This window comes from Nonomuraea sp. NPDC051941, from assembly GCF_044593615.1.
In genome coordinates, this window is the sequence record NZ_JBIUCF010000025.1 from 45,665 (window position 1) to 70,376 (window position 24,712).

General features: G+C 67.2%; 23 protein-coding genes. 6 read left to right on the forward strand and 17 right to left on the reverse strand.

Translation table 11 applies throughout. The features are described from left to right. Nucleotides 1-152 precede the first annotated feature (152 nt). The 10 genes from ACIHFD_RS35895 to ACIHFD_RS35940 all read right to left on the reverse strand — a co-directional run bounded on the left by ACIHFD_RS35895 (nt 153) and on the right by ACIHFD_RS35940 (nt 11,841). Entirely contained in the window at nt 153-2,126 is a 1,974-nt protein-coding gene (locus ACIHFD_RS35895) for a BTAD domain-containing putative transcriptional regulator (protein WP_397370742.1), read from the reverse strand. A gap of 508 nt (nt 2,127-2,634) precedes the next feature. Further along, nucleotides 2,635-3,312, reverse strand: a complete 678-nt coding sequence (locus ACIHFD_RS35900) for a response regulator (RefSeq protein WP_397370743.1) — start codon at nt 3,310-3,312, stop codon at nt 2,635-2,637. After that, nucleotides 3,294-4,403 (reverse strand): hypothetical protein, encoded by a 1,110-nt coding sequence (locus tag ACIHFD_RS35905; protein ID WP_397370744.1) that lies wholly within the window; start codon nt 4,401-4,403, stop codon nt 3,294-3,296. The genes ACIHFD_RS35900 and ACIHFD_RS35905 overlap by 19 nt, the downstream gene beginning before the upstream one ends. Continuing rightward, nucleotides 4,396-5,523, reverse strand: a complete 1,128-nt coding sequence (locus tag ACIHFD_RS35910; protein WP_397370745.1) for a sensor histidine kinase — start codon at nt 5,521-5,523, stop codon at nt 4,396-4,398. The genes ACIHFD_RS35905 and ACIHFD_RS35910 overlap by 8 nt, the downstream gene beginning before the upstream one ends. Nucleotides 5,524-5,907: 384 nt before the next feature. Next, complete coding sequence (locus tag ACIHFD_RS35915) at nt 5,908-6,657, reverse strand: sugar isomerase domain-containing protein (RefSeq protein ID WP_397370746.1); 750 nt, start codon at nt 6,655-6,657, stop codon at nt 5,908-5,910. Continuing rightward, on the reverse strand, nt 6,644-7,714 hold the full coding sequence (locus ACIHFD_RS35920) for a hypothetical protein (RefSeq protein ID WP_397370747.1): 1,071 nt from the start codon (nt 7,712-7,714) through the stop codon (nt 6,644-6,646). The genes ACIHFD_RS35915 and ACIHFD_RS35920 overlap by 14 nt, the downstream gene beginning before the upstream one ends. Nucleotides 7,715-7,878: 164 nt before the next feature. Beyond that, complete coding sequence (locus ACIHFD_RS35925) at nt 7,879-8,799, reverse strand: BadF/BadG/BcrA/BcrD ATPase family protein (protein WP_397370748.1); 921 nt, start codon at nt 8,797-8,799, stop codon at nt 7,879-7,881. Then, nucleotides 8,796-9,617, reverse strand: coding sequence for a carbohydrate ABC transporter permease (locus ACIHFD_RS35930; protein WP_397370749.1), 822 nt, complete (start codon nt 9,615-9,617; stop codon nt 8,796-8,798). Before ACIHFD_RS35930 ends, ACIHFD_RS35925 begins: the two co-directional genes overlap by 4 nt. Further along, entirely contained in the window at nt 9,614-10,474 is an 861-nt protein-coding gene (locus ACIHFD_RS35935; protein ID WP_397370750.1) for a carbohydrate ABC transporter permease, read from the reverse strand. Before ACIHFD_RS35935 ends, ACIHFD_RS35930 begins: the two co-directional genes overlap by 4 nt. An 83-nt stretch (nt 10,475-10,557) precedes the next feature. Further along, nucleotides 10,558-11,841: an ABC transporter substrate-binding protein gene (locus ACIHFD_RS35940; protein ID WP_397370751.1), complete on the reverse strand. Its 1,284-nt coding sequence runs from the start codon at nt 11,839-11,841 to the stop codon at nt 10,558-10,560. A gap of 147 nt (nt 11,842-11,988) precedes the next feature. Here ACIHFD_RS35940 and ACIHFD_RS35945 point away from each other — a divergent pair, with 147 nt between their 5' ends. The 4 genes from ACIHFD_RS35945 to ACIHFD_RS35960 all read left to right on the forward strand — a co-directional run bounded on the left by ACIHFD_RS35945 (nt 11,989) and on the right by ACIHFD_RS35960 (nt 16,735). Next, nucleotides 11,989-12,759 (forward strand): GntR family transcriptional regulator, encoded by a 771-nt coding sequence (locus ACIHFD_RS35945; RefSeq protein ID WP_397370752.1) that lies wholly within the window; start codon nt 11,989-11,991, stop codon nt 12,757-12,759. Between the two features lie 139 nt (nt 12,760-12,898). Beyond that, complete coding sequence (locus ACIHFD_RS35950) at nt 12,899-13,936, forward strand: endonuclease/exonuclease/phosphatase family protein (protein WP_397370753.1); 1,038 nt, start codon at nt 12,899-12,901, stop codon at nt 13,934-13,936. Nucleotides 13,937-13,945: 9 nt separating this feature from the next. Beyond that, the gene (locus ACIHFD_RS35955; RefSeq protein ID WP_397370754.1) at nt 13,946-15,754 is read left to right on the forward strand and encodes a metallophosphoesterase; all 1,809 of its coding nucleotides are present in this window, start codon (nt 13,946-13,948) and stop codon (nt 15,752-15,754) included. A 9-nt stretch (nt 15,755-15,763) separates the two neighbouring features. Continuing rightward, a complete protein-coding gene (locus ACIHFD_RS35960) occupies nt 15,764-16,735 on the forward strand; it encodes an endonuclease/exonuclease/phosphatase family protein (protein ID WP_397370755.1) in 972 nt (323 codons plus the stop codon). Nucleotides 16,736-17,204: 469 nt separating this feature from the next. On the opposite strand, the gene ACIHFD_RS35965 is transcribed toward ACIHFD_RS35960, so the two are convergent. Together ACIHFD_RS35965 and ACIHFD_RS35970 are read right to left on the reverse strand one after the other, a co-directional pair. Continuing rightward, nucleotides 17,205-17,342 (reverse strand): hypothetical protein, encoded by a 138-nt coding sequence (locus ACIHFD_RS35965; protein ID WP_397370756.1) that lies wholly within the window; start codon nt 17,340-17,342, stop codon nt 17,205-17,207. Beyond that, nucleotides 17,339-17,632: a hypothetical protein gene (locus tag ACIHFD_RS35970; RefSeq protein ID WP_397370757.1), complete on the reverse strand. Its 294-nt coding sequence runs from the start codon at nt 17,630-17,632 to the stop codon at nt 17,339-17,341. Before ACIHFD_RS35970 ends, ACIHFD_RS35965 begins: the two co-directional genes overlap by 4 nt. A 244-nt stretch (nt 17,633-17,876) precedes the next feature. Between ACIHFD_RS35970 and ACIHFD_RS35975 the strand changes: the two genes are divergently transcribed. After that, nucleotides 17,877-18,137 (forward strand): hypothetical protein, encoded by a 261-nt coding sequence (locus tag ACIHFD_RS35975; RefSeq protein WP_397370758.1) that lies wholly within the window; start codon nt 17,877-17,879, stop codon nt 18,135-18,137. A gap of 7 nt (nt 18,138-18,144) precedes the next feature. Here ACIHFD_RS35975 and ACIHFD_RS35980 read toward each other — a convergent pair whose 3' ends face one another. Further along, nucleotides 18,145-19,941: a transposase gene (locus tag ACIHFD_RS35980; protein WP_397370759.1), complete on the reverse strand. Its 1,797-nt coding sequence runs from the start codon at nt 19,939-19,941 to the stop codon at nt 18,145-18,147. Between ACIHFD_RS35980 and ACIHFD_RS35985 the strand changes: the two genes are divergently transcribed. Continuing rightward, entirely contained in the window at nt 19,934-20,314 is a 381-nt protein-coding gene (locus ACIHFD_RS35985; RefSeq protein ID WP_397370760.1) for an integrase core domain-containing protein, read from the forward strand. The genes ACIHFD_RS35980 and ACIHFD_RS35985 overlap by 8 nt on opposite strands. A gap of 49 nt (nt 20,315-20,363) precedes the next feature. Here the strand turns inward: ACIHFD_RS35985 and ACIHFD_RS35990 are convergent, their stop codons facing one another. The 4 genes from ACIHFD_RS35990 to ACIHFD_RS36005 all read right to left on the reverse strand — a co-directional run bounded on the left by ACIHFD_RS35990 (nt 20,364) and on the right by ACIHFD_RS36005 (nt 24,705). Beyond that, complete coding sequence (locus ACIHFD_RS35990) at nt 20,364-21,896, reverse strand: amino acid adenylation domain-containing protein (RefSeq protein ID WP_397370761.1); 1,533 nt, start codon at nt 21,894-21,896, stop codon at nt 20,364-20,366. An 11-nt stretch (nt 21,897-21,907) separates the two neighbouring features. After that, nucleotides 21,908-23,035 (reverse strand): hypothetical protein, encoded by a 1,128-nt coding sequence (locus tag ACIHFD_RS35995; RefSeq protein ID WP_397370762.1) that lies wholly within the window; start codon nt 23,033-23,035, stop codon nt 21,908-21,910. 70 nt (nt 23,036-23,105) lie between these two features. After that, nucleotides 23,106-23,903: an ABC transporter permease gene (locus ACIHFD_RS36000; protein ID WP_397370763.1), complete on the reverse strand. Its 798-nt coding sequence runs from the start codon at nt 23,901-23,903 to the stop codon at nt 23,106-23,108. A gap of 10 nt (nt 23,904-23,913) precedes the next feature. Next, nucleotides 23,914-24,705, reverse strand: coding sequence for an ABC transporter permease (locus tag ACIHFD_RS36005; RefSeq protein ID WP_397370764.1), 792 nt, complete (start codon nt 24,703-24,705; stop codon nt 23,914-23,916). Nucleotides 24,706-24,712: the final 7 nt, after the last annotated feature.

Below are 24,712 nucleotides of genomic sequence, written 5' to 3' on the forward strand. Positions count from 1 at the left end.
CGACTACTCAGCCACAGCGTCCGACCTGCGGGTTCGATAGACACGCTGGATCTCCAGCTCCCCCGGTTTGAGCAACCGCTCATGCGGTAACGATCAAGATCTGCAAGCCTGCCAAGGACTGCAGGTCAGCGCATGAATCGAATATTCGAGCCCTACAGGGGGGCCAATCCGCAGCTGACACTTTCGTGGCGGGAGTCACTGACGTCTCGCGGCGATGCTCGCTGACACTCTCGTGGCACTTGGCAGCACACCTGTGCTGAGCTGCTGAGAGTCCTTAGCGTTGTTCGCTGAGGAAATAGTCCCAGCATCCCGTGATGGAACGTGCGGCGAGTGGCCCTGATGCACACGGGTTCAGGCACGTGACGGGCGGCTTGCTCGCGGGCATAGAGACAGATCAGGTCGTGCATCCGGTAGCGGCCTGGCCCGGCGGGTTCGAGAAAGCCGGCGTCCACGAGGTGGTTGAGCGCCGTTTCCGCGCGGTGTTCCGGCCAGTCGGCGACCGCGGACACGGCAGCGGCAGTGTGGGTGGGGGTTTCCAGGAGGCCGAGCAGGAGGAACGCGTGTGCGGCGTCGTGACCCACGGGTTCTCCGGGGAGGTGCTGGAGGCTGACCGCGATGCTGTCGCGGATCGCCAGGTCGGCGTGTTCCAGAGCGTCAAGGCGGCGGTCGGGGTCGGCGAGCTGATCGGCCAGATGAGTCAGCGTACGATCGGGCTGGGCAGCCAGGCGCGCCGCCGCGATGCGCAGCGCGAGAGGAAGACCGCTGCACTGCCGAACGATCTGCTGAGCCGCCTCCGGCTCGGCCCGGACCCGGCCGGAATCCGTGATGCCGGCGAACAGGGCGGCGGCGTCGGCGTCGGCGAGGCCGGTCAGCCGCAGATGGCTGGTGTTGTCGAGTGAAGCCATGACCAGGCGGCTGGTGACGATGACCGCGCACGAGGGCCCGGCGGGAATGAGCGGCCGGACCTGGCTCGCGTCGAGGGCGTCGTCGAGGATGACGAGCAGTTTGCGCGTCGAGGTAAGTGATCGATAGCGGGCGATGGCCTCGTCCAGGGTGGTCGGTACGGCGGTGCTGTCCAGCCCAAGCGAGCGCAGCAGCCGGCTCAGGGCCTCCAACGGCGATAGCGGCTGGCAGCCGGCGGTGGCGGCGCGCAGGTCGAGGTAGAGAACGCCGTCGGTGAAGCGATCGGCGACGGCGTGCGCGACGTGGATGGCCAGCGCGGACTTGCCGATCCCGCCGGGACCGTGGATCGCGGCGACGGTCGGCAGCCCGGGCACGGTGTCGGTGAGCATCTGGTGCAGCCAGGCGATTTCCGCGGTACGGGCGGTGAACGCCCGCGTGCCGGCGGGGAGCTCGATCGGGACGACGGGCTTGGCGAGCGTGGTCCGCTGCGCCGGCGAGGTGAGGTGAAGTGCGGGATCCTGCCACAGCACCGCCTGCTGCATCCGGCGCAACGCCGCTCCTGGTTCGATGCCCAGTTCGTCGGCCATGATGCGGCGAGTCTCCTGGTACACCGCAAGGGCTTCGGATGACCGGCCCGCCCGGTACAGCGCCAGCATCAGCTGGGACCGGGGACGTTCCCGCAGCGGTTGGGCCCCGGCATGTGCGGTGAGCATCGGCACCACCGCGTGATGATCACCAGCTGCGAGGCGCAGGTCGATGTGGTCCTCCAGCGTGGTCAGGTGTGCTTCCTCCAGCCGGGCGGACTCGACCTGAGCCCACAAGGCGGTAATGCCGGCCAGCGCGTTACCCCGCCACAGCGCCAGGGCCCGTTGGAACAGCGCGTCGGCCGTCGCGACCTCGCCGTGATTTCGCGCGGCTCGTGCCCGGCGGGCCAGGAGCGTGAACAGGTGGGCGTCGATGCGCTCACACGCGAGGTTCAGCTGGTACCCGCCGGAGACGGTCGCGATGATTTCGTCGTCTTCGTGTGGCGAGAGCAAGCTCCGCAGCTTGGACACCACGATGTGCAGTTGCTTGCCGGCTGTCGTCGCCGTGCTCTGGCCCCACACCTGGGCGAGGAGTTCGTCCGCGGGGACCGGCTGCCCAGCGCTCAGTGCCAGCCTGGTCAAAACCCCGACTCGCCGCTCGCCGGAAACTCGCACCGGCGCACCGTCCGCCGTGGCCACCCACGGCCCCAGGATTTTGATCTCCAGTCCCATCAGGGCTCTCCTTGTCATATTGGATAGCCGACGCGAGTGGAAGGTGACACCTGCATGCGGGAGCAGGGCAGCCAAGCCGGGGCAGCGGCTGCTCTGCCCGGTGAGTGGACGCGAGGCGCGAACGCTCAAGCGCCGCGCACAATCCCGACGATCAGGCGGGCCCGTAGCGTCTGGCGGACGGCTCAGGCCGGAACGGCGTCATAGCCACGCGGCGGCGCGGTCGTTGTCAACGCCACCGCCAGCCCCCGTTTGGGTGCTGGTGTACGTCCCCGCGCGTACGAATCCTCACTGGATGCATGAGCAGTCATGTGCACGCCCGTCGCACAAGGTCGACTGCGAGACAGGAAACCTTTCCACCGCTTTCACATTCGTTCCTGATACCCCACTGCCCACCGCAGGGGATGTTCGCGCGGCCTCCCCGCGACTGATCGTCACTCTATGAAGGCCCAGGACGCGCCGGTGTCCGGTGAACGCCCTACAAGGAGGTCACCGTTTGGTTGAGCTCGGCGAGCGTGATGAGCCCGTCGTCGAGCGCGCGGCCGACGAGCTCGCTCTTGGTACGAGCGGCCCGCCCCACGTTGGCGTACTTCACCCGCACCCGCGCGATATAGGTGTCGACGGTCTTGACCGTGATGTTGAGCTTCGCGGCGACGAGTTCCTTGGACGAGGACACGAACCACGCCCGTAGCACCTCGGTTTCGCGCTGGGACAGGCGCGGCCGACCAGGATCGTCATGGGCGATGAACGCCCCGGACAGCGACGGCGCGGTGTAGGGCTCACCACTCGCGGCCGCGCGGATGGCGGGCACCAGGTGATCGGGCCCCTCACGCTTGGTCAGATAGGCGAGGGCGCCAAGGTCGATGCATTTGATCGCGGTCGCATTGTCGGTGTGCTGGGAGTACACGATCACGCGCCTGCCGTTGTCGACCAGCCTGCGAAGCTCACCGAAGTCCGGTCGGCGCGGCACGAGCTCCAGATCGAAGATCACCACGTCGGCGACGGCGCCGGGTCCGGTCCAGACATCGGCGAGCCGGTCCCCGGCGTCGATGAGATCGATCGGTGGCACGGCTTGGGAGCACCAGGAACGCACACCTGCGGCGATGGCCGCATGATCGTCCACGATCACCACCGTGATCAGCTCGTCCGCTGCCATCGGGCCTCCACCCAGACTGTGTCGTCGTTGTTCAATGCCTCGACCTGCACGCCGGGTGTGGCCGGGCTCGGCATGTTCATCTCACCGCAGTCCGCGACCACGCTCACCGACACCAGGTCAGCACCGCCGATGACGGTGACCCGTGCCCAGGAGACGGTGGTGGCGAGGACGATGAGCACCGCCTCGGTGAGATCGCGCCGTACGGCCAGGGGCGGCTCGGGCCACTGGCCGCGGGTGTCCAGCTCCACCACGACGCCCTTACGGTCCGCCACGTCGATGCAATGGCGCAGCTCGTGCAGCAGGGGATTCGCGACATTGTCGGCCTCGGCAAACAGTCTGCGCATCCGGGCCGCCTCGATGGCGCAACGCCGCTGGACCACCGGGTCCTCGGGACGCAACGAGCCGTCCGCGAGCCCTTCCAGGAGCGGGACTGTGGTGGCCGACAGCTCGGCGAACCGCTGCTGCCTGCGACGGTGGGACTCCGCGGCGACGGCCTCGGCGATGCGCACCTGCTCGATCTCCCTCTGGGAGTTCGCCGCCGCCGCACTGAGACGAAGCAGAACGGCCGCCACCACGGCCAGGCACAGCGGAAAGCCGATCACGGACACCGAGCCGGTGGCGAACCTGGCCAGCGCCCCCCGGCTGAGGTTGTCGAACAGGACCAGGTGGAGCAGGGCAACAAGCTCGTGGGCCAGCAAGAACGCCGCCGCCGCCCGCAGCGGACGGTCGAGCAGCACGACGATGCCCACCCAGTTGGCCGCGCCGAAAATCCAGTCCACGCCCGTCGACGTGCGTCCCTCCGGCAGGGCCGCGTACGACAGTACGGACGCGCCAAGCACGACGGCGATGGCGGGCCTACGCAGCCGGCCCCACGAACGCCCCCGGACGAGCAGTACGGCCTCGCCGACGAGCACGGTCCCCAGCGCCGCGAAGGCGGCCAGCTGTGTACTCAGTGACTCGTGGACATCCCGGTGGCCGAGCAGGTTGGCCAGCCCGAGCCCGAACACGATCGCCATGGCGACGATCAACGTCGCGATCCGCAGGCCGTGCCGCAACTGCGCTCGCGTCGCCTCCTCGACGGCGTCAGTCATGGCCGGCCCGCCATTCCAGCCGTACCAGGGTGCCCTCTCCCTCGGCGGAGATGATCGTGGCCGTGCCGCCGACGCGACTCATCCTGCCGCGTACGGACTCGCGTATGCCGCGCCGGGTGGCCGGCACGTCCGTCGGCGAAAATCCCTTCCCCTGGTCGGCGATGTCGAGGCACAGCGTTCTCTCGTCCCCGCGCAGCCGGACGGTCGCGCGCGTCGTGCCCGCGTGGCGGCGTACGTTGGTGAGGGTTTCCCGCGCCGAGTCGGCGATCGCCCTGGCGACGTTGAACGGAAGCGGCAACCGCGCGGGGGCGTCGAACTCCACGGTCAGATGCGTGGCGTCTAGGTCGGCACGCAGCAGGTCGACGAGGTCCGCGTGCTGCGGGGTCCGCCTGCTGTCGGAGTGAAGCCTGTCCAGATCGCGGCGCGCCTGTGGCGCCAGCCAGTCCGCGTCCGAATGCACCTGTCCGATGCCGACCATCAGCAGGGTCGTCGCCGCCGTGTCGTGCAACGAGTTGCCGAGCTCGCGTTCCTCCGCACGGACTGCCGCGGCCACCAGCGACTCGCCGCGCGCCCGTACGGCCTCGGCCGCCATGCGGTCGGCCCGTTGCGCCGCGCGCTGAACGAGCACCCAAGCCGCTCTGGACAGCGCGGCCGCCGGGATCGCCCACATCGTCCCACTGACCAGGGTCGCGTCCACGTCCGCCGCTCCCGCCGCGGTGAGGAAAGCCACCGCCCCACCCCCTGCGGCCAGCGCCGCCGCGCCGCCCGCCAGCGGCAGAGTGTGCCACTGGCACGTCACACAGGCGAAAGTGACCAGAAGTCGCAGCCACCCGGTGTTCCTGTCCTCGACGGCGCCGGTCCAGAAGACGCTCGCGAACAGTCCTAGCAGGACGACCACGTCGAGGACGACCGGCATGCGTCCCTGGCCGAAGCGCAGCCACCACGCGTACCCGCAGGTCCAGGCGGCTGCGATCCCGACCACGTACGCGGTGCTCGTCAAGTGCTCGGGAGGAGCGCGGAACAGGGCGATCGCGCAGATCGGAACGAGCGTCGCCAAGCGCACGGCGGCGGCGTACCGGCGGCCGAAGCGCACCAGCAGTCGCGCCGCTTCCCCAGTCAACCGTCACCTCTCAGCTCACCGCTAGCGATCTCACTGTGACGCAGCCTAACGAGTCGCGCCGTCCAGCCGAGGACGAAGGCGATCACCAGGGCCTCAGGGGACGGAGCAGCGGACCTCGCCCTCGGGGTTCACGGTGACCAGTTGGCCAATGCGGCGGTTACGCCGTCGCGTCGCCCGTTGACCCGACCGGTCCCGTCGAGGAGCTCCAGGCGGCCGTCGTGCACCACGGCGGCTGTCGCGCCGGTGGGATCGGCGGTGACCAGCGGACGGGTCGCTGCAGTGGTCCTCGATCCAGTCGATCGTGGCGGCGGTCTCCTCGCCTGGGACTCAGGTCAGCCAATCGCGGCCGGTGCCGGCAGGGCGGAGGATCCACGTAGCTGCTCATCAAGGTTCCACGGAGCGCACTCGACTGCGGTACCGCTCCCAAAGCGTCGCGTTATCCTTGTCACCGGCAGCGAGATTGGCGGACACGAACACCGGCACCTCGGCTCCCCGATCCAGCAGGCGGCGGCACACGAGTTCGGTGAGCACCTGGGCGATGAGCACACCCGTCAACGAAGAGACTGCTCCAACCCGGATTCCCGGCGCCAGCTCCACGCTCGCGTCTCCAGCGGGAGCGAGGTTGTCGATCACTATGTCAGCGAGATCGGCCAGGTGAGGACCGGCAGTGTGCCGCGCCGACGGTGAGCGGGTATGCGCGAGGGAGGTGATGGCGACCACGCGGTGTCCCCGTTCGCGTGCCAGGTGCGCCATCTCCACGATGGCCGCGTTCACGCCGGAGTTCGACACGATCAGGAAGGGGTCGCTCGGGTGGGGTCGCGCTAGCTCGTAGATCCGCTCGGCGAGACCCGGAACCCGTTCGTAGGTCGGGTCCAGAATCTCCTTCGGATCCACTCCGCCGAACATCACCAGGTCCTTGACGCTCAGCATGCCCGCGGGCGCGAGCCCGCCGGCGCGTCCGGTGAGTTCGAGGGCCACGACTCTCGAGTGTCCGGTGGCGAAGGATTGCAGGACACCTCCCGCGGCCAGCGAGTCGGCCACCAAGGCAGCAGCCTCCTGTATCGCGGGCATCTGCGTGTCCAGGACCCGGCTCATCAGGGCCGGGGCCTGCGCCGCGAACTCAGATGCGGTCATCGCCTCTCCTCCGGTTCATGAGTTCCGCCGCCGCGTCGATCGCGGCCGCCACGACGAGTTCGCCGCTTCCCTTGGCGACCGGGCTGACCAGGGTCTCGTAGCTCGTCGGCGTGTCACGGCTCGGCAGATAGCCGAGATAGCCGTTGGCGTAGCCCAGGACGACGACGTCGATGCCCGGCGCCGCCGCCCCGGCTCGGATCCTCTCGCCCAACTCCAGGAACAGCTCGCCGGGCACGGCCACCAGCGTGACCGCGCCCAGAGCGAGCACCTGCACCTCGATCTCATAGGGATGGGAGTGGTCGCGAGCCATCAGATCACGTGCGATTCGCCGTCCCTGTTCGAGGACGCTCAGACTGCGCCCGCTGGTGACGCCGCCGTCGCCCGGGATCACCGCCTCTGCCGGCTGCTTCGCCGCGAGCCGGACGCTTGCCGACACCGGAGGAATGAGGGTCATGCTTCCCGGCGCGTCCGCAGGAAGCACTCTGCCGCGGAGACGATCGGCCACGAGTGCGCCGAGCCGGTCGATCTCGTGCTCATCGCGTCCACGCCGGGTGTGCCTGGTGCTGATGTCTCCAGCGGGGCCGGTGGCTGCCACCACCCAGCGTGTGGGGGTGCGCAGCGCGCGCCTGATGCCTCCGCTGAGATCGGCGCTGGCGCTGTGGTTGTCGTACGGGAGAACCGTGGGATGCACGGGCGAGATCACGATCATCCCCGCGACCTGGCCCTCCGAGCTCACCACGAGCACGTCCACCGGTATGTCGATCGCTCGCAACTCCGGGAGGTGGCGACGGCTGGCAAGATCCGAAATCCGTACGCGGCTGGTGTGAAGCGTGGCGTCCCGTTCGTCCGCGAGCGCCGCGGAGGTGGCGCGCATCGCGGCTGACTCCAGGCGCTCGGAGAGCTCTGGAGGTGACGGGGCACCGCCCGGGCTACAGCCCGCTTCCGGTCCGGAATGGGTATGAGTCGCCGCGACCCAGCACGAGTCGATCCCCATGCCCCTCGCACTGGCTCGGATTCGTTCCACGACGTCGCTGTTCACACAGACCAGGTCCGCCACGATGAGGGCGAACCTGTGCTGCCCGTCCGTGAAGGTGACGGCGTGGACCTCAAGGGGATCGAGAACGCCGGACAGCCCGTGTAGGCGGTCGGCATATCCCCCCATCGCCTCGCCGGCAACGATCCGCAGGCAATCGACGCCGTGTCCAACTCTCATCTTCGACCTCAGTTTTCGGTACGCAACAATGATCGGTAAGGCTCTTCCTGCCGCAGGAGCACCGTCCCGCCCTCCAGCGGACCCGCCACTGGCGGGAGCAGGGCCAGCCCGCGACCGGCGAGCGCGGCAGCCAGCCTCGCGTGCAGAACCTCGCCGGGCTCGAGCAACCGGCCGCTCCACGAGACCCGGCTGCCCGCGTCCGGCAGCCGGGCGACCGCCTTCGCCGCGGCCGCGGCGAGATGCTCCGCGGCCTCGTCGCAGATCGCGCGTGCCACATCGTCGCGATCGGCCGACTCCAGGACGGCGCGGGCGAAGCCCGCGATGCGCGCGACCGGTTCGGCGTCGCGATAGAACGCCTGCAGGCTCGGCAGGTCGGTGCCACCGAGCTCACGCGTCAACAGCTCGGCGAGCGGGGTGGCCGGTCCGGTGCCGTCGAGCGCTGCCGTGGCCGCGCGCATGCCCGCCAGGCCGACGGCGTACGCACTGCCGCGGTCACCGAGGACAGGACCCCAGCCGTCGACCTTGACCCTTCGGCCCGACGTTCCGATGCCCAGCACCGTGGTGCCCGTGCCCGCGCAGATCACCGTGCCCGCCCCGGCGAGCGCGCCGGCGTGCGCCAGCAAGCCGTCCTCCACCACCAGCGCAGGGCCGCCGAAGAGCTCTTCCAAGCCCCGGGCGAGCAGGCGCAGCTGAGCTGGATCGCCCGGCACCGTGGTGAGGCCCGCGACCACGGCCGCCGGGGCCGGGGGCTGTACCAGGCCTGCCGCGGCGTATTTGACGCTGTCGAGGATGCGGGCGACACCGTCCTCGTGGGGGTGATAGGTCAGACCTGGTCCAACGCCGTACTCACGGCGAACCCCATCGGTCACCAGCAGGCGCAGTTCGGATTTGCCGCCGTCGACGCAGACAACGGTCTGGTGTGTGCTCACCGGGACATCCCTGCCGTCAGCCCGGCGATGATCTGCTTGGTGGCGAAGGCGAAGACCAGGGCGAGCGGCACGAGCGCGATCACCAGACCGGCGAAGAGCGCCGCCCGATCGGTGGCGAACTCGCCGAAGAAGCGGGTCAGTCCCACCGGGACGGTGTACTTGTCACTGTCCCTCAACAGGACGAGCGGATAGAAGAAGTCGTTCCACGTGGGCGCGAACTGGAACACCGTGACCACGGCCAGCGCGGGCCGCATGAGAGGCAGCGCGACCGACACGAACAACCGCCCCTCCCCCGCACCGTCCAGGCGGGCGGCCTCCTCCAGTTCGTCCGGCAGGCCACGCATGAATCCCATGATCACGAAGATCGAGAACGGCACGCCGCTCGCCGCGTAGAGGAGGATCAGGCCGAGCCGGGTGTCGATCAGTCCCATGGACTGAAACATGTAGAACACGGGCAACAGCCCGAGTTTGGCCGGGATCATCAAACCGGACAGGAAGAACGCCGTCAGCACCGCACGGCCACGGAAGCGCCAGCGTGACAGGGCATAGGCGGCCATCGCCGACACCGCCACGCACAGGGCGACGGCGACCACCGTGACCAGGATCGAATTGCTGAAGTAGGTCGAGATCGAGGCGGTCTCCCAGGCGCGGAGATAGTTGGCCGGGTCCAGCGAATCCGGCAGGCCCACGGGTGTCCGCAGGATGTCGGGGTTGGAGCGGAACGATCCGAGCACCACCAGGACGAGCGGCCCGAAGGCGATCGCGGCGTACGTCCACAACATGAGCTGAGCGCCGATCGGCGCCACCCGTCTGTTCACCGGGCCACCTCCCGCCGGCGCAGAAAGCGTTCCAGGACGACGGAGATCCCGAAGACGACGGCGAAGATCATCATGGCGATGGCGGAGGATTCACCGATCGCGTTCGTGCCGCCTTCGAAGGCTGTCCGGTAGTAGAGCAGGCCCAGCACGTCCATCGCGCCTCCGGGGCCACCGTCTGATCCGCCCAGGGCGTACACCAAATCGAAGATGTTGAAGCAGCCGATGAACGTCAGCACCGTGATGACCCCCACCGCGGGCATGAGCAGCGGGAAGCGCACGCTCCAGAAGGTCCGCAAAGCCGACGCGCCGTCCATGGCCGCCGCCTCTTCCAGCTCGCGCGGGACGCCTCCCAGCGCGGCGAGGAAGATCAGCATGGGACCGCCGACCCACTGCCACGCGTTGACGAGGATGAGGACGGGCAGCGCGGTGTCCGGCTCGCCCAGCCACGGTCGCGCCCACGACTCCAGCCCGGCCGTGCGCAACATGAAGTTGATCGGGCCGAAGGCCGGGCTGAGCAGCAGCGACCAGATGTATCCGACGATCAGCGGGCTGATCAGGTATGGGAGGGAGAAGACCGTCTGGAAGAACCGCTTGCCGCGGGGGTTGCGGTAGAGCAGGACGGCGAGCCCGAGACCGATGGTGTTCTGGATGGCCATGGTGCCCGCGAAGAAGAGCGCGTTGTGCCACAGAGCGGCGGGGATCTCCTCGCTCAGCGGATAACGGGTCAGCACCTGGCCGTAGTTGCCGAGGCCGACGAACTCCGTCTGGCGGATGCCTTCCCATCGGAAGAGTCCGTAGTAGAACGCGGTCACGAGGGGGACGACGACGAACAGCCCGTAGAGCACGAGCGCGGGCAAGCAGAACGCCGCTAACCAGCGCCAGGCGACACGGTTGGTGCGATAGCCCCCTCGTCCACGCGCCGGCGACCGCGAGACCGGTTTCACTGCGTCGGCTTGAACCACTGGTCAATACCCTGCTGAACGTGCTTGGCCGCCTGCTCGGCGGTGGAACGGCCGAGGACGAGTTTCGACAGCGATTCCGACGCCAGGTCCCAAGCGGTCGGCGTGCCTCCGGAGAAGTACGCGTAGGTGACATACGGGCTGGGGTTGGCCGTGTACGCGGTGAGCGCCTGTGCGAGAAGGGGGTCCTCCGGCGCGACATCGGGGACCGCGGAGATCTGGCGCAGTTCCTTGGAGAAGGCCTTCCCGAACTCCGCGGAGGCCATCCAGCGGACCAGGTCCAGAGCCGCTGCCTTGTCAGGCGTTTTGGCCGAGACGCCGAACGAACCGTCGACGAAGCCGGGAACGAGGGTCTCGGTGGCCGCGGCGCCAGGTGCCGCGGGCACGTTGAAGATGCCCATCTCCAGCCCGGGGTCTGCCTTCGCGAAGGCCGCGAGCTCCCAGATCCCGCCCGGGAACATCGCCGCCTTTCCGGAGGTGAACAGGGCCTGGGCGTCGGTGTAGCTCGTGCCCTCGAACTGAGGGCCCCAGTACTTGCTCGTGCCCTTCCAGGTCGTCAGCGAGTCCACCCACGGGCGGTCGGTGAACTTGGCCTGGCCGGCCAGCATCTGCTTCAGATAGTCGTAGCCCCCGTACGTGGTGGCGCCGAAGATCTCTTGCTGGACCGGGAGCATCCAGGTGTCGGTCACCGTGGCCGCGAGCGGGACGACCTCCGCGGCCTTCAGCTTGTCGAAGGCCGCGGTCATCGACTCCCAGGTCGTCGGTGGGGCGAGGCCGTGCTTGCTGAATATGGCCTTGTTGTAGATGACGTGCAGGGTCTGGATGGCGAACGGCACGCCGTAGACCCGCTTGTCACTCACGCCACGTGCGCCGTCCAGGACCGTCTCGGGAAACGCGCGGAGTTCCTTGACCTCGCCTTCGAGGGGAACCAGGCTGCCCGCGGCGACGAGTGGCTGGAGCAGGCCGTACGAGCGCAGTTGCGCGACGTCGGGGCCGTTGGCGTCTGCGAGACCTGTGCGAAGGATGGTGTCGTACTCCGTGGATTTGTAGGGCACATACTTCACCTTCACGCCTGGATGGGCGTCCTCGTAGGCCTTGAAGATCTTCTTGTAGGCGGCCACGTCCTCCTGACGCCAACCCCAGACATCGAGGGTGACCTGCTGCGCAGCTCCACTGGAGCTTTCGGGGGCACTCGGCGCGCACGCCGTGAGTCCGAGAGTCAGCAGGGCGAAGACGGCCACCACGCCGGGACGAGTGCGAAGCATTCGGGTCTCCCTGGATCGGTTGATCGCACCATGGCGCGGACGCTAATACTGGTATAGACCGAATGTCAATGCCTCGCCCCGGCCACCCTTAGGCACGGAACTGCTCGTAAGATGGGGCGTCTGACGCGACAGTTAAGGAGCCAGCGGGTGCCAAGGCCGCGACACGAACCCCGGAATGTCGCGCCAGAGGTCTTCACGGCCGACGAGGGGCAACCGAAAGGCAAGCACATCAAGGACGTCCTGACGGCGCTGGTGCTGGAGTCACGCGACGGCGAGTTGCTGCCGTCCGAGCGGGTCCTGGCCGAACGCTTCGCGGCGGCCAGGATGACCGTGCGCAACGCGATGGTCGAGCTGGAGTCCCAGGGCCTGGTCCGCCGCGTGGCGGGCCGTGGCACGTTCGTGCAGCACCCGGCGCTGGTCCGCTCGGAGATCTTTCACTCGTTCAGCGAGGACATGCGCATGCGCGGCATGGAGCCCGGCGCGAAGAGTTACCGGAGCCGCACGCGGCCGGCGCCGCGCGACGTGGCCGCGCACCTCGGCCTCGCGCCGGGCGACCCGATCCACTCCATCGAGCGGGTACGCACCGCGGACGGCGTCCCCATGGCCCTCGAGCGCACGAACCTGCCGGCCGAGCGCTTCCCTACCCTGCTGACCGAGATGGGGCGGGACGACTCCCTGTACGAGGTGCTGGGCACGGTGTTCGGCGTCCGCCTGCAGACCGCCGAGCAGACCGTCTCGATCGCCCGGCTCAGCCCCGCGGAGGCGAAGCGGCTCCAAGTGCCGGATTACGACCCCGCCCTTCTCGTGGAGCGCACAGCCGTGGACACCATGGGCAACGTCGTGGAATTCGGCCGGTCACTCTATCGGGGCGACCGCTACGCCATCCGGATGCATGTCAGCAGGTCATCCACCCGCTGACCCCACGCACTCGCCCACAGCGGACACGCACGGTCTCCTCCGCACCTCTTGTCACGCCTTCCACCGCAGTGTTACGTTCCGCGCAAAATACCGGTCTATACAGGAATGCCGGTCATCGTCTTCACCCTGGAGGGTGATCATGAGACGTCCCATCATGGCGGTCGCCGCGGCCGTCGCCCTGCTCCTGACGACGCCCCTCGCCGCCGATGCCAGCGCCCCGCCCTCAGCCACGCATGGCGACCGGAAGATCCGGATGCTCGACTTCAACTTCGCCGGCAACGGGTTCAACAAGGGCAGCACCGGCGCGCCGGTAGACGACACGGTGGCCAAGATCGCCGAGCAGAAGGCCGAGATCATCGGCCTCAACGAGATGTGCTACACGCAGTGGGTGGCGTTGCGGGACCGGCTGAAGGCCAAGCCGGGCTACGAGAAGCTCTCCGAGCACGTCGTCGTGACCAACTACAACATCCCCAACTGCTACGACCCGGTCGTGAACCCCGGCGGCTGGTACGTCATGGGACTGCTGAGCAAGCACGCGTCCAAGCCCGTGATGTTCGGTGACACTCCCTACCTGGACATCGGCTACCACTACCGCGAGAGGTACCGCAAACTCGTCTGCGGTGACATCGACGTGCCGCACGCGGCCGTCGTCCGCGCCTGCGTGACGCACACCGAAGTTCCCCTGGTCATCATCAACGAGACGAGCTTCCCCAACGATCCTGACATCGCCGCCGACCCCTACTATGGACGCTCGATCAACTACGCCCAGGCGAAGCTGATCGCGGATACCATCACCCCGATGGCCCGGCGGATGCCGGTCGCCTTGCTCGGAGACCTGAACGAACTGCCCTTCCTCCCCTCGCTCGACCACTTCTACGCCAAGTGCGGCGGCCAGGGCGTCTTCAACGAGGTCGACGGCGAGGACCCGCGCTGGCGCGGCAACATTCGCGAGTGGGTGCTCGGGACGGAGAGTTGCCCGCACCGTCAGGGCGAGTGGACCATGGGCGCCGACGGTCTCCCCGACGACTACAACCGGCCTTATCAGAGCAACCGGAGGATCGACTTCATCTTCGTCGACCACCGCCACTTCAAGGTCGACGCCAACTCCGGCTGGGTCATCACCACCCCGTACTCCGATCACCGCATCGTGGTCGGCGACGTGAAGCTGCGGCACTGAGGAGCCACGATGCGCAAGAGGAAGACGGCCTGCGCGACCATGGCGCTGATGACGGGCCTGCTGCACATCGGTGTCCTCCCCTCCCCCGCCGCGGCCGCGCGGCCACTCTCGGAGTTCCGCATCCTCCCCTACCTGCAGAGCCCGAACTCCTCAGGCATCACGCTGACGTGGTTCACCGAAGACGGCCGGCCGGGGCGGCTGACCGTGTTCGGGCCAGGCATCCGCGGCCCGAGAACCTACGAGATCGCCGGGGATCCACGACCCGAGCTGGCCTACACGGACCTTGAGCTCGCCGAGGAGATCCCGGGCCTGGGCAAGGGATCGTGGCTGCGAGGGCAGGGCAACCACAAGCACACCATCAGGATCGACAGCCTGCGGCCGGGCAGCCGCTACCACTACACCGTGGACCAGGGCGGAGCAACGCACCGCGGCACTTTCCGGACCGCGCCGGCGAAGGATCGCTGGAACCACATCAGGCTGATCGCGATGTCCGACTCCGAGACCGAGCCGCGTGGCCGCGTGCTACGGCGGGAGTGGTCGCCAGGCGCGCTCGCGACCGGAAGCACGCAACGTCCGTCCGCCGACCCCGGATCGATCTGGGATCGCACCTATGGCACCACGACCCTGCTGGGCACTCGGGTCCTGCGCTACCCCCTCACCGAGGACGAGGGGTTGCGCGTCAACCTGGCGACCGTGAAGAGCCGCGCGCCGGACGCGGTGCTCCTCACCGGCGATCTCGTCCAGGGCGGCGGATACCAGCCAGGCTGGGATGAGTTCTTCCGCCATACCGCGGGCGAGAGCGGCGACCTGCTGACCGGCGTCCCGATCCTGCCCGCCTTCGGAAACTGGGAGAGCTTCGGCGCGCTCAACGGCGGGTACGGCACGCCCCAGGACCGCACGCCGGTCGTGCGATCCCGCGCGAAGTACCACGCCTATTTCGACGCCCCCGGCAACGGCACGACCGCACACCGCGACAACTACTACCGCGTCGACTACGGACCCGTCACGGTGCTCACGCTGGACAGCAACAACGGTGAGCCGGACGACCGAGCCACCGCCTACCCACCCGAGGAGAAGCTGACCGGCCGTCAGTACGCCGGCCCGGGGACCGACACGCAGGAGAACTTCACCCGTGCCGAGTACGAGGCCGCCGGTGGACGCGACCTGTCCGCCTTCAACCCCGGCAGCCCGCAGTGGGCTTGGGCGGAGGAGCAGTTGCGGGCCGCCCGCGCCGCGGGTCAGATCGTCCTCGTGCAGTTCCATCACGCGCCTTACAGCAGCGGCGAACACGGCCTGCCGATGAACCACGCCCTCACCTCCGGCCAGGGAGGCACCCCCATGCGGGTCTACCACGAGCTGTTCGAGCGGTACGGCGTGGCAGCCGTGATCTCCGGTCACAGCGAGATGTTCGAGCGAAGTTTCGTCGACGGTGACGGCGACGGCACGGGCGTTCACTACTACGACGTCGGCGTGTCCGGCGACGGTCTGCGCGGCGTTCGCCGCGACGGGTCGACACTGGACAGCCCGCTCCTGGGCTACAACGCCTTCAGCCGCTGGACGGCCGACCAGAGCGAGCCCGAGACCTGGGAGAAAGCCGGGGAGACGCCGCGGCTGACCTCAGGGGGCAAGCACTACGGCCACCTGGAGATCGACATCAACCGCGATCACAGGAAGGATCGCACGGCACGTCTGACGCTGACGCCGGTGCACCTCTTCCCCGTGCTCGACGCCGATCTGCACCTCGTCAAGACCGAACGGCGGACCTACGACGACCGCACCGTGATCGACATCGCCTCCAACGGCGCCCCGACCGGCTAAGGAGTCAGTGTGCATCCACGCAAGCACTTACGCAGCGCGCTTCTCATCGCGCTCTGCGCGGCGCTGATCGCGCTCCCGTCGAGCGCCACGGCGTCGGCCCCGACGGCATTCAACGTCTGGCAGTGGAATGTCGCGGGCAACAAGATGCACCACGGTTCGACGACCGACGGACTGGTCTCCGTGGCCGTCAGCTCCATTCTCAACAGCGACGCGCATCTGGTCGCCTTCAACGAACTCTGCTGGGGTCAGTACAAGGCGCTCCAGGGCGCGCTCAGAACGGCGGGGTGGCCCAACGACTCGACCAACTACTCCCGGTTCGCCACCATCCTCGGGCCCACCGAGGGGGTGTGCGACGGCAACGAGGACTACGGCAACGCGATCTTCAGCAAGCAGCCGCTCTCACCGGCGAGCCGGTTCACGCTGCCGCGGGACGGCACGCGCGAGCAGCGGAACCTCCTGTGCGCCGGACTGCTGACCACCCCAGGCGCGAGGTTCTGCACCACGCACATCACCACGAGCAACGCCCTCGCCGACAACGGCAAGAAGCACAACGAGAACCAGCTGAACTTCGTGCTGGACCAGATGGAGGCCTATCGCGCGGACGGCCAGACGGTCGTCATCGCGGGAGACTTCAACGCGCAACCGGACTACGGCCGGCTGAACAACTGGTACTCAAGCTCACTGAACACCGTGAACAACGGCAACAACACCGGGCACTACCGGGAGATGGACGACAACGATCCCGCTGCGTGCCACGGGTACGGCGCCTGGACCGCGAACGCGATACCCGCGGACCCGTCCCCGTGCGCCGCCGTCGAACCGCGCTCGAAAGTCGACCTGATCTTCGTCAGGGAGGATCGGATCGCCGGATCGTATATCGGCAATGCCCTGGCCATCCCCACCACCTGCACGGGCATCCCCGAGAGTGCCTGCTCTGACCACCGCATCGTGACAGGCACGGTTCCGGTCCTGATCGGCTGACTTTCCACCCGTAGCCGCCCGGCTTCCGCTATGGGAGCCGGGCGGCTCCGCGCCATGGAGGAGACCATGATCGTGTGGGTGACAATGGACCTCGACGACATCGCCGTCGAGCTCGCCGCCACGCTGTGCTCCACCGCTCTCGAAGGCAGCCGGTACGTCTTCGACAACCCCTTCGCGGCCTGGCACCGCGCTGGAGATCTTCCGGCAGCCCTGCAGCAGCGCAACTTCACCGCTTCCATAGCGGCGCAGGGAAGCCGACTGGGACGGCATCTACGCCTACGTGAAGGCGAGCCGCCGGGCAGGGTTATGGACGCGGTGCCGCCGAAGCACTCCACCGTATCGGTGCACCAGGACGCCCCGTACGTTCACCCCTTCGGCACCCTGTCGGTCACAGGGCCTCCTCGCTGGGGAGCATGCCGGTTTCAAGGAGGTAGGCGTACCACGGGTCGTCCTGCCACCAGGGCTCCGATTACTTCTGCTTCGGGCCAAAGATCGGCGGATACCTCTGACCGAGCGCCACGGTGTCGATGAGCTCTGGCACGTCGGCGCAGACAAGGATGATCCCCGACTCCCAGCCGTATTTGAAGTAGAAGCCGTAGTAGATCATGACCTCACCGGAGCGGTGTCCATGAGCAGCGCCTGCTCGTCGGCATCTCCAATGCGCAGCCACGGCCGATCGTCGATCGGCTCTCCCAGGTAGTCCACCGCCTTCTGCGGCCGGACCTGATCCTCGCGGCGAATCTCAAGCCTGCCGAAGTCGGCTCCTGCGTCCAACCGGTAGAAGTCGCCGAGCCCGCCGAACCTGTTAGATTCCCTGCAGCCGTTTTGGCTCTCGACGTTGCGCCACTCGTCGCCGGGGGCGGGGCCGTACGCCTTGCCGCAGACGTCGAAAGACATCGAGATCCTCGTACTGCGCCACCAGCTCGCGGTCCTTCGTCGCCAGGTCGCCGCTCCCCGGCCATCGTGGGCCGACCGAGCGATCCTTTCCGCGCTGGCGCGGCTCCTGCCCCGACGCCGCCGACACCACCTGTTCGTCACACCACGGATGCTTCTGCGGTGGCATGCCGAGCTCGTGAAGGGACGGTGGACCTATCCCAAGCGCGAGCCGGGGCGACCGTCGCCCCGGCCCACCATCCGAGCCTTGGTGCTGCGCCTGGCCGCTGACTTCTTCCAGGTGGAGACGATCACACTCGCCCGGCTGTACTGTTTCACAGTGGTCGGGCACGCCACTCGCCGTGTCCACGTGCTGGGGGTCACGGCGCACCCGACCGCCGTCCGGGTTGCCCAGCAGGCCCGCAACCTCCTGCTCGACCTGGGCGATCGAACCGGCGACTTCCGATTCTTGATCAGAGACCGGGACAGCAAATTCACCGCTCTGTTCGATGAAGACTCTGCTGGTTAACTCATTTTTAGGCGGTCAGGGCTGGTTCGAGGGCCAGGCGGCTGGTGCGTTTGCGTTCCAGTGGGCGGCCGTTCCACCAGGCGTTCAGCGGGATCAGGTTGACGGCGATGGCGGAGACGAGGTGTTCGAGGCGGACTTTCTTGATGCCGCGATAGCGGGCGCGGCGCAGTCCGGTGCTGGTGACGGCTTGGTGGATGGTGGCTTCGATGCCGCATCGGAGGGCGTATCGGTCGTGCCAGGCGGGGGTGGCCTGTTCGGCGCGGGCGGCATCGAGGGTTTCCGGGATCGCGCGGGGGGTGCAGGGTGAGGTGGCGGCCGCTGCGCTGGGCGCTGGTGCCCGGACGGGGCAGGGGCGGCAGGTGCTGAGCGGGAAGGCGGCGACGATCATCGGCTGTTCCTTTTGCCGGCAGGGTGTCCAGGAGGTGCTCCTCTGTCCTTGCGGGCAGGTGACCTGCCGACGGTCCCAGTCGATGGTGAAGGCGGTGCGGTCATAGCCGTTGCGCGTGCGGGCCTGCACGGAGGTGTCGCTCCGCAATGGGGTGATCAGCGCCATCTGATGCAGCTCACGGGCCTGGACGATCAGTTCAGCGGAGGAGTAGCCGGCATCCAGGTAATGCTCGGCGGGCAGCAGCCCGCGCCGGGCCAGGTGCTGGTGAATGACCTCGGTCATCGCCGTGTCGGGCACGAGGGCGTCGGTTGTGGCCACGTTCGTGATCAGGTTCGGCGGCCTCGTGCCGGCGCCGGTGCTGTCGGTTCCGGCCTGGGCGTCGGCGGCGGGGTGCCAGGTTTCGCTGATGTGCACCTTGTAGCCGTTCCACATCAGCTCACTGCCCTTGGCCGCCCAGCGGGTGTCGAGGTCGTAAGGGGAGGCCAGCCGATATCTGCCCGGCGGCAGGCCCTCGCCACCCTGGTCGAGGTCCTGCCGCCGTTTGATCACCTGCCGTCCCCGCCGGTCGGTGCTGCGGACATAGTGCTGGATCAGCATCACGCGCAGCACATCGACGGCCGGCAGGTGCCGCAGCCAGGCCGGGGAGAACGGCGCATACACGGCTTCGACCAGCGCATACCCGTCCGCCCCGTATACGCGCGCCAGTTCTTCCTGTTTGGACTTGAAGATGGGCATCCGCCAGGAATCGACCCGCAGCTCATAGCGCTCAGCCCAGCCGGGCACCTCCAGCACCTGTTGCACCCAGCCGGGCGCGGCCACCGCCAGCGCCTCCAACGCGGCCCGCACGCATTCCCCGGCCAGTTCCACCCGGTTCACATCTCGCACCGCGGAGATCGCATGGGTGGAGTCGGTGCGCTGCTTGCCACCCGCCGCTAGCATGCCGCGCTCCTGCAACGCCGACAGCAGCAGATCCAGCGGCTTCTCCTCCAGTTCATGAGCGATCACCCGGCTTCGGAACTCACTCAGCACGCTGGCGTCGAAGCCCGGGTCGTCCAGGTCCAGGCCGAGCGCGTACTTCCAGGTCAAATCGGTGACAACCGCTTCGGCGGCCTGACGGTCGGTGAGGTTGCCCACCCGCTGCAACACCGTGATCAACGCCAGCCGACCCGGCGACCAGCCCGGCCTGCCCTCCCGCCCGAACTCGCCCACGAACGCCTCGTCTGCGAACACCTCGCCCAATTCATCACGAACCCGCACCGGCAACGGCACCTGCCGCTTACCCCGGAAGCTGGCCCGGATCGCCGCAGCGACCTCAGGCGCCGACTCCGGCCACGGCATCGGCTGCATCGACACGGCCACCTCTATCCATCCCGCAGCCAGGACAAAGACGACGGCTGCTCCCACGGGCGTGATCAAGGGCAAAAGCCATCAGATCACGAACCAGCCGACACCGCGCGAGTTAACCAGCAGAGTCGATGAAGTGTTCAAAACGGAGGGCATCCGCGTGGTGCTCACTGCTCCACAGGCTCCCCGGATGAACGTGATCATGGAGCGCTGGGTGGGCAGCGTACGCCGCGAGATCCTCGACCGGATCCTCGTCATCAACGCCGCGCACCTGCGCGCCATCCTCGCCGAGTACGAGGCCCATTTCAATGAGCACCGGCCGCACCGTGCGCTGGATCAAGCCAGCCCATTGCAGGCGCTGCCCGAGCCTATCGACGCCGACATCCCGGTCACTCGAAGAGACCGGCTCGGTGGTCTACTACACGAATACTCCCAGGTCGCATGAGGTGACACGATATTCGGCACCCACGCGGAAACAGGCCATGAGAAGCAGGTTATTCGAGCTTCGTACAGTTCGAGAGCCGCGTCCGATCCACCTTGCCGCTCAGGACCGATCGGGGCAGACGCGGCACTGCGACGAGCTTCGCCGGGATCATCACGGGGGGAAGACGTTCCGCTAGCCACTCTCTCAGCCGCGGCTCGGAAAAGGTCTTGGCGACCACGTATCCGACGAGCCGGATGTCGCCAGGCGTGATCTCGCTCGCGACCACGGCTGCATCGCGGACGTCCGGAAAGCAACGCAGGACCGCCTCGATCTCCCCAAGTTCGACGCGATGGCCGCGAACCTTGATCTGGTCATCTACTCGGCCGACGAACTGGATCCGGCCGTCCGGGAGCTGGTAGCCAAGATCTCCTGATCGGTACATCCGGCTGCCGGGGGCACCGAAGGGGGCGGCTACGAATCTTTCCGCGGTCATCCCGGCGCGGTTGATGTATCCGCGTGCGAGACCCGCGCCGGAGATGTACAGCTCTCCGATCACGCCCGTGGGAACCGGTTCGAGCTCGTCGTCGAGAAGGTGAGTCTCGACATTGGAGATCGGCACGCCCAGCGGGACCGTGGGCCAGCTCGCTTCGGGCGGGCCGGCGTAAGTGGTGCAGCTGATCGTCGTTTCGGTGGGACCGTAATCGGCGATGAACTCCACCTGATCACTCCAGGACAGGGTGTGCCATTGGCGGAGCTTCTCCGCGAGAATCCGCTCGCCGCCGATAATCACCAACCGCAGGTTGCCCGGCTTGTCCGGCTCAGTTTCACAAAGCTCATCGACCCAGTGGTGCCAGTACGACGACCGCAGGCTGACGATGGAGATCCTCTCGTTCGCCAGGATCTCCATGAACTGCCAGATCGGAGGAACTTGAGGGGCACTCAATACCAGCGCGCCTCCCCCGATCAACGCCGGGAAGATCTCTTCGAGGGCGGCGTCGAAGCTCAGTGAAGAGAACTGGAGGAAGCGATCGCCTGGCTGGATCCCAAGGGACACTGTCATGTGTTTCGCGTGATTGACCAGGCTGCCGACGCATACGGCCACGCCCTTGGGCCGTCCGGTGGATCCGGACGTGAAGATGCAGTACGCAAGGTTCTCTGGACGCACATCGACGCCGGGATCTTCTGTGGGCTGCCGTCTGATGATGTGAGCGTCGTCGTTCAGGCGGACCAGCCGAACTCCCGCGGGAACGGGGAATGACGGCAGCGAGCCGCTGATGACGATGGACGCCTGGGCATCCTGCAGCATCGCGCGGACCCGCTCGGCCGGGTGCACCGGGTCGATGGGAAGAAATGCCGCGCCGGATTTCACGACGGCCAGGAGCGCGACCAACATACTCGGCGAACGTTCGACGGATAGTCCCACCATCACCTCCGGCTCCGCGCCGATCGTTATGAGGTGATGCGCGAGTTGATTGGCCTGGCCGTTGAGCTCGCCGTACGACATGCGCCGGCCCCTGTGCAGCACCGCGAGGGCGTCCGGGTTCCGCCTCACCTGCTCTTCGAACAGTTCGTGCAGGCGTGCCACCGTCTGCTGCTCGGTCATCGGCAGCTTCCTTATCTGCATGTGCACCCCTCAGAATAGGACTCGAGCATGTCCCTGCGTTGCACGTCGAGCGTGGCGCAGTGGAAGAACCCGCCGAACGTGAAGAAAGTCCGGAAGTCACACAGGACGCAGCTGAACCCGAACTTACGCAGCGCGGCGATCATCGGTTCGTCCTGCCGCTCGACGACCACACGTTTCTGGTTGAGCATCAGAATGTTCATGTTCAGCCATTTACTCGTGAAATACTGTGGATGACTGTCCGGCAGCACAGGAATCGGAGCCTTCAGCACATCCCGACCTTTGAACATGCTCGGCACCTTCGGCACCCGCTCTGGATGGATGAGCAACTTGCCGGGCGCCAACGGCATCAGGGTCGCGTCGATGTGCATCGGCTGGGAATCGTTGAACTCGAGCACATGGATGCGATAGCCGCCACCCAGATGACGTTGCAGCCACTCGATGCCGAACTCATTGGTGACATGGCTCTTCTGCGTGAAGATGTCATGCCCGCACCGTACGAAGTCCGCGGCGTCAAAGGTCGGCTCGAACTCTTTGACCACCAGCCGCGGGGATGAGCTCGGCGATGAGACGGCTCCCTCGTGATCGAACAGTTCGTCCCGGAGCTCGCTCGGCGCCGCGCTCCAGCGGGCCCCGTTCTTGAAATGCTCCTTGAGCAAGAGACGGTATGCGAGGGATTCGTAATAGTGCGACCGCCATGCCATCGGACACTCGATGATCTCTGTTCCGATCACCAGCAGCGCTTCCCAGGACATCGCGGCGTACATCCCGGTGCTAGCCCAGTGCAAGGTGTTGTAGCGAAGCCGTTGCGGCATGGGCTCGGGTCTGCGAGCTTTCACCCCTTCCCGATGCAGGATTCGGCAGAACTCATCCAGTTCCCTTCGTGCGGCCGACACCTGCTCGGCCGGAGATTCCTGCCCGGAGTGCCTGCGGAAGTTCTCCTGCTGACCGGCGGGCAGAACCGGCTTCAGCACCAAATGCCACGTGGGAAAGCTGGCGTCATCGACTATTCCGACGATGGCCTCCTCCAGCAGATCCCATTCGTTGTAGGAGCACGCTGGGCCCGGGGGGCCGCTGTCACCGGCGGGCGGACACCGGTCGCCCGGCTCGGCACCGTCCATATCCATCCTGGTCGGCAAAGCCTATTCCTCCTCATCGAGAGTCGGCTGTTGTGGAGGGGCGCTTGTCATGTCAGCTGCTCAACCTCCCGCCGTGACGGGAGTAGGCGAACACGATGCGATTGGCCAGAAAGGCGAGGCCTACCCAGCCGACACCGGTCACGACGATCAGCATCGCCGAGGCGGCCACCGTTGATGCGCCTTCTCCCGCTGCCAGGTCACGAATCGCGTTCACACCGTGGGTGAGGGGGACCGCCTGAACCACCCAGCCGACCGGCGGAGGCCAGAAGCTCACCGGAACGACCACTCCGCAGAACGCCGTCGAAAGAATGACCGTGACGTTGCTGATGATGTTGCGCGCCCCCGCCACCATGAGCGCGGCTGCCCCCAGAGCAAGGGCCAAACCGTAGGTCGCGAACGAGGTCAACGCAATGAGCAGAATCGCCGTGGGAACGTCACTCGCGGACCAGGCGACCCCGAAAATCGGAGACATGACCAAGAGCGCGGTCGTAGTGGTCACACATGCGGAGGCTGGCCATTGAATGCTGCGTCCGAAGTAGAAGAACCCCAGGTAAACCGGCGACGCGGCAAGGAGAGGAGTCGTACCGGCGACCCGATCCCACGTCGTGGACGCGACCGCCGCCATCGGTTCGGTGGCGCTGATTACCATGACGGCACCCAGGATGACGAATCTCTGATACTCGCCGACGTCGATCGAGGCGCCGATCACCCCGTAGAACGCGACCTGGCACAGCAAGCGGACCAGCCACGCGCCCAGCCACGTCTTCCAGGTGTAGATCATTTTCATGTCGGCCCGGGCGATCACACTTGCCTGGCTCAGAGTCCGCAGGGCCTGAAGCACCGTCGTCATGCTCTTCTCCTCACACTCGCGTCAATGTGCCCTGGTGACGCGCCTGGCGAAGGAGACGCGCGATGACCACGCGGCCGATGCCCAGAGCGGCGCCTCCAAGCAGAGCTATCGCGACCAGCCGGGCCGCGGCCGCGTCGATGGGCGCGGGTTCCTGGGCCGCTCGCAGGAGATCGGCACTCCACGACAGGTAGACGAGCCCGCTCACGGATTCGAGCCAGTCCGGGAAGGCGGAGGTGGGCACCACGACACCACCGAGCAGAAAAATGGGGTACGACAAGGTGTTCTGGATGATCCGCGCCCCGCTCGAGGCCACGAATACGGCGGCCAGCGCGGTTGAGGTTCCCGCGGTGGCCAACCCGGTCACCAGAAGGGTCGCGACGAACAACAACGGGTGATGGATCACGATCCAGTGATCGAAGATCACCCCAGCCACCAGTACGGACAACGTGAACGCGGGAAGCGACAACGTCATGCACGCGAGGAGACGACCGCACAACACGGGGGAGAATGCCGCGGGAGACGCCACCAAGGGCTCCAGCCTGCCATTCTCGCGGTCATCACCGATGATGTCCCCGGAGAAGGTCAGCGCAGCGTCCCACATCGTCATGAGGGTGGGAGCGATCAGCGCGGATACGGCCATGTGGCGCTGTCCGGTGTATTCCGCGATCGACATGAAGATCAGCGCAAAGCATGGTGCAGTGACGAAAGCATAGAAAATATCGGCCTGCGTACGAAGTTCGGCCAACTGAAGCCGAAAGCCCACCCACAAGCCGATCGGCTTCATCCGCGACAGCGAGATCACCGGACGC